Here is a 4,652-nt window from a genome sequence, read left to right as displayed (position 1 = left end):
GCAAGCAGCTGCAACTGGGTTGTTTTCCCAGCTCCATCCCCACCTTCAAAGGTAATGAACACCCCGCGCATTTATGCCTTCTCGGTGGTCGATTCGGTAGCGGACTTCTTCGCGGCCGGCTTCTTCGCGGTGGTCTTATTCGCAGCCGGTTTCTTCGAGGTGGTCGTCTTGGCAGTCGAAGTTTTCGCGGAGGTCTTTTTCGCCGTCGTTTTCTTCGCGCTTGAGCTTGCGGACGCGGTCTTCTTCGCCGTGGTACGCCGTTTCACCGGGCCCTTCGCGCGCCGATCCGCGAGCAGTTCGTAAGCGCGCTCGGGGGTAATATCCTCCACGGTATCGCCCTTGCGCAGCGACGCATTCGTTTTCCCGTCCGTCACGTACGGCCCGAAACGGCCCTCTTTGAGCACCACCGGCGCTTCGGTCACCGGATCGGTTCCCAGCTCCTTGAGCGGGGGCTTAGCAGTGGCCTGCCCGCGGCGCCGCTTGGGCTGGGCCAGCAAGGCCTGCGCCTCCTCCAGGGTGATCGTGAAAATCTGCTCCTCGGTTTCCAGCGAGCGCGTATCTTTCCCGTGGGTAATATACGGGCCGTAACGCCCGTTCGTCGCGGTGATATCCACGCCATCCTCACCCTGCCCGATCACGCGGGGCAGATGCAGCAAACGCAGCGCCTCCTCCAGCGTGACAGTTTCCGGTTGCATGGATTTCAGCAGCGAGGCCGTGCGCGGCTTCGGTGCCTTTTTGGAGACTTTCCCGGTGGGAGTGAGCGCGACTTCACCCTCGCGAATAATTTCGGTGACGTAGGGCCCGAAACGCCCGGATTTTACGACGACGCGCCGCCCGGTTTCGGGGTCCTCGCCCAGCTCACGCCCATCGGAAGATGCCTTCTCCAGGATGTCGCGGGCGGCCTCCACCGTCATTTCGTCGGGGGCCATGCCGGCCGGCACCGAAGCACGTTTATCCGAGCCCTCTACTTCAAGATAGGGCCCGTATTTGCCGTTGCGCAGGGTGATTCCCTCCCCGATCGGGGTGGAATTAATAGCGCGCGCATCAATATCGCCGAGGGATTCCACCCGGCCTTCCAGGCCCGGCTTATCGCCATCTCCCCGCCAGAATTTCGACAGGTAGGTGACCCGATCCCCACTGCCCTCCGCAATACGGTCGAGATCGGTTTCCATCTGGGCGGTGAAATCGTAATCCACCAGGTCGGGGAGGTTTTCTTCCAGGAGGCGCACCACGGAGAAAGCCGTCCAGGTAGGGACGAGCGCCTGGCCGCGATGCTCCACGTATCCACGGTCGGTAATGGTGGAGATCGTGGAAGCGTAGGTCGAGGGACGCCCGATACCCAGTTCTTCCATTTTCTTCACCAACGATGCTTCGGTGTAGCGCGGCGGGGGAAGAGTTTCGTGGCCGGTGGCCTGCGGGGCGCTGACCGGCAGCGCTTCCCCTTCTTTTACGTCCGGGAGCCGGGCGGCATCGGTAGCTTCGTAGCGATTGGCATCCCGGCCTTCTTCGTACGCGGCCAGGAACCCGGGGAAGGTAATCACCGTTCCGGATGCGGAGAAGGTGGCGGTTTGGGCTCCGGCCGCCCCGCTCACCGGCACATCAATTTTTAGCGAAACCGTTTGCCCGCGTGCATCTTCCATCTGAGAAGCAACCGTGCGCTTCCAAATGAGTTCGTAGAGGCGGAAATCCGCGCCGGACAGTTCCCCGGCCACCATCTGCGGGGTGCGGAAATGATCCCCGGCCGGGCGGATAGCTTCGTGAGCTTCCTGCGCGCCTTTCGCTTTCTTACCGTAGAAACGCGGCTTTTCCGGCAGGCTGACCTGCCCGTACAATTCCTTGATTTGGCTGCGGGCCGCGCTGATGGCCTGCGCGGACAGGTTCGTGGAATCGGTACGCATATAGGTGATATAGCCCGATTCGTACAGCGACTGGGCGATGCGCATTGTTTGACGCGAGGAGAGACGCAGCTTACGCCCGGCTTCCTGCTGCAAGGTTGAGGTGGTGAAGGGTGCGGCAGGGCGACGGCGATACGGCTTTTCTTCCCGGGTGCGTACCGTGCCCCTCGCGCCTTCGAGTGTTTCCGCCAGCTCACCGGCCAGCTCGGCGTTCAGAGCACGGACGCCTTCTTTAGTGGCCTTGGCGGAGAGGGCGCCGTCGTCGCCAAAATCTTTACCGGAAGCAATTCGCGCGCCGTCAAGGGAATGGAGGGCTGCTTCGAATTGTTCGGACGTGCCGAAAGTGGCGGTCACGTCCCAATACGAGGCGGAAACGAAAGCCATGCGTTCGCGTTCGCGTTGCACAACCAGGCGAGTGGTGGCGGATTGGACGCGGCCGGCGGAAAGTCCCGCGGCGACCTTGCGCCACAGCAACGGCGAGACTTCGTAGCCGACCAGGCGGTCAAGAATACGGCGTGATTCCTGGGCGTCCACCAGCTGGGTATCGAGCGCGCGAGGTGTTTCCAAGGCGCGGGAGATCGCCTCAGGAGTGATTTCGTGGAAGACCATCCGCGAAGTGGGAACTTTCGGCTTGAGCACCTCGTAAAGATGCCAGGCGATTGCTTCCCCCTCGCGATCCTCATCGGTTGCCAGGAAGAGTTCGTCGGCGTTCTTCAAAGCTTTCTTCAGCTCGGCAACCGTTTTGTTCTTCCCGGCAGAAATAACGTAGTAGGGCGCGAAATCACCGTCCACATCAACAGCGAAGCGCCCGTAGGGGCCCTTCTTCATACTGTCAGGGAGCTCCGAGGGCTGGGGCAGGTCTCGAATGTGCCCCACGGACGCCAGCACCTCGAAATCTTCGCCTAGGTACCTGCCGATCGTGCGCGCCTTGGCGGGAGACTCCACGATAACCAGCTTCGTCACAACTGCATCCCTCACTACTCACGGCGTGACAAGGTCACGCCTCCAACACATATTTTGTGCCCTGTTGTCACACGGTAGCACGCCCACGCCGAAAACCGGCGCTCGTGACGGGTACTCTTTACGGGTATTCTTTGCGGGTACTCGTTACAGGTACTCGTGACGGGCGCTCTATTGTTAATCGTCTAGCTCCCGGTTCCTGTTCCCATTCCTGTTCCCATTCCGCTTCCTTCGGTCAAGAGCCCGGTGGCGATCAGCTCGCGCACCGTCTCGAGCAGGCGGGCTTGGACCGCCGCGCTATCTTCTCCGTAAATCTGCGCAATCGCCTGGCATAAGGCTCCCACGCTCAACTCGCCATCGCAGGCACCCACGAAAGCCGCGACTTGGGAATCGGCCGGGAGGGTCTGCTGGAATCCGCCCGTGTGCGCGAGAACAATACGCAGCGGATCGGCCGCCCCCGGGTCATAAAAACGATGCTCGATCACTTCGGTGCGGGTGAGGTGGCGCTGCGCTAGATCCTCATCGGGGGCGGCCACCAGGTGCCGGTTATTCCAAACCCGCTGAATATGCTGGCGAATATCACCCTGGGGACGGCCGGGTATTTCCTCGGTGCGGATCATGGGTTCGCGGGAGGCAGCCGGACGGGAGAGAATCCCGTAGCCCAGGCTGATGGCGCGTATCCCGCGCGCGGCAAAATCATCAAGCCAGGTACGGTAGGCCTCCTCGTATCCGGCATCGCGCGGGCGCAGGCCACCATCCCGGAGCCACATTTCCACGTAGTGGGCCGGATCGACGTCATCGCGCGCAATGAACCAGGCATCGAGGCCCGCCACCCGGGCCCACACCTGCGGGTGGGTATCCCAGGAGCAGCCGTCTTCCACTTCCCAATTCCCCAAAATATAGGCGGTGCCGGTATCCGTGAGGTGGTTGGGAAGCGCGGAGATGAGTTCGGAGAGGAGCATATCCCCACCGAAGCCACCGTCGCGATACTCGAAATCGACTTTTTGCCGGACACTTGCGGGGGTGATAACGAAGGGAGGATTGGACACGATGGTGTCGAAACGCCCTTCCACCGGATCGAAAAGGGAACCTTGGAGCAGCTCCACCCGCACGGCCGCGAGCGCGATATTGAGGGAGGCGAATTGCAAAGCTCGCGCTGAAATATCGGTGGCGACCACCTCGCAGCCGTGCAACGCGGCGCTAATGGCATGGATCCCGCAGCCGGTTCCCACATCCAGAACCCGTCCCCCGGTATAGGTGACGATATTCGCGAGGGTGCGGGTGGCCCCACCCACCGGCATAACGTGGTGGGCTCCGGGTACCCGGCCGGCCAGTTCCCCGAAATCGGAGGCGATCAGCACTTCGGTACGGGTGATCCGGCGGGTGCCCTTGCGGGTAATGTCGAGCGGAACGGGAACCACTTGGAAACGGGCCCGGTATCCCGCATTGCCGATAACAAGCAGCGCGTCGCGCGTGACCCGGTCACCGAAAGTGGCAGGAAAAGCGCCCTCGAGTTCCTCGGCGCTCAACGTGTCTCCAAGGATAAGGAGGCGAACCTGGCAGGCCAGGATCTCCGCTTCGGTATGCGGGGCGGTGGCCTGGTGGCACGCTTTTTCGCATACGAGGAGCGCGGGAATGCGCTGCTCGCGGCGCATGGCGGCAGTGGCTTCCGGGCCGAGCAGGGTGGATATATGTGCGGTGGTATAACCTGTGAGATCTTGACGTAACGTGGTGGCGAGGCGCTCGGGGGCGCCCGGGACAAAGAGCTCCATGCCATAACAGTAAACTGCCCGGCCG

The 4,652-nt window shown here is 62.1% G+C and carries 2 protein-coding genes; both read right to left on the bottom strand.

What is annotated here, in order from left to right; genetic code table 11:
- Nucleotides 1-71: 71 nt before the first annotated feature.
- Complete coding sequence (gene topA / locus QP305_RS08660) at nt 72-2,858, bottom strand: type I DNA topoisomerase (RefSeq protein WP_284904921.1); 2,787 nt, start codon at nt 2,856-2,858, stop codon at nt 72-74.
- 182 nt (nt 2,859-3,040) lie between these two features.
- On the bottom strand, nt 3,041-4,627 hold the full coding sequence (locus QP305_RS08655; protein WP_284904920.1) for a class I SAM-dependent methyltransferase: 1,587 nt from the start codon (nt 4,625-4,627) through the stop codon (nt 3,041-3,043).
- Nucleotides 4,628-4,652 lie beyond the last annotated feature (25 nt).

This window comes from Actinotignum timonense (assembly GCF_030216305.1).
Taxonomy (GTDB): domain Bacteria; phylum Actinomycetota; class Actinomycetes; order Actinomycetales; family Actinomycetaceae; genus Actinotignum; species Actinotignum timonense_A.
The sequence above is the reverse complement of the archived record's forward strand: the minus strand, read 5'-3'. Positions and strand labels throughout refer to the sequence as shown.

Excerpts from the sequence above, each read along its gene's own strand:
- QP305_RS08655 (WP_284904920.1), bottom strand. The coding sequence starts at position 4,627 with ATGGAGCTCTTTGTCCCGGGCGCCCCCGAGCGCCTCGCCACCACGTTA.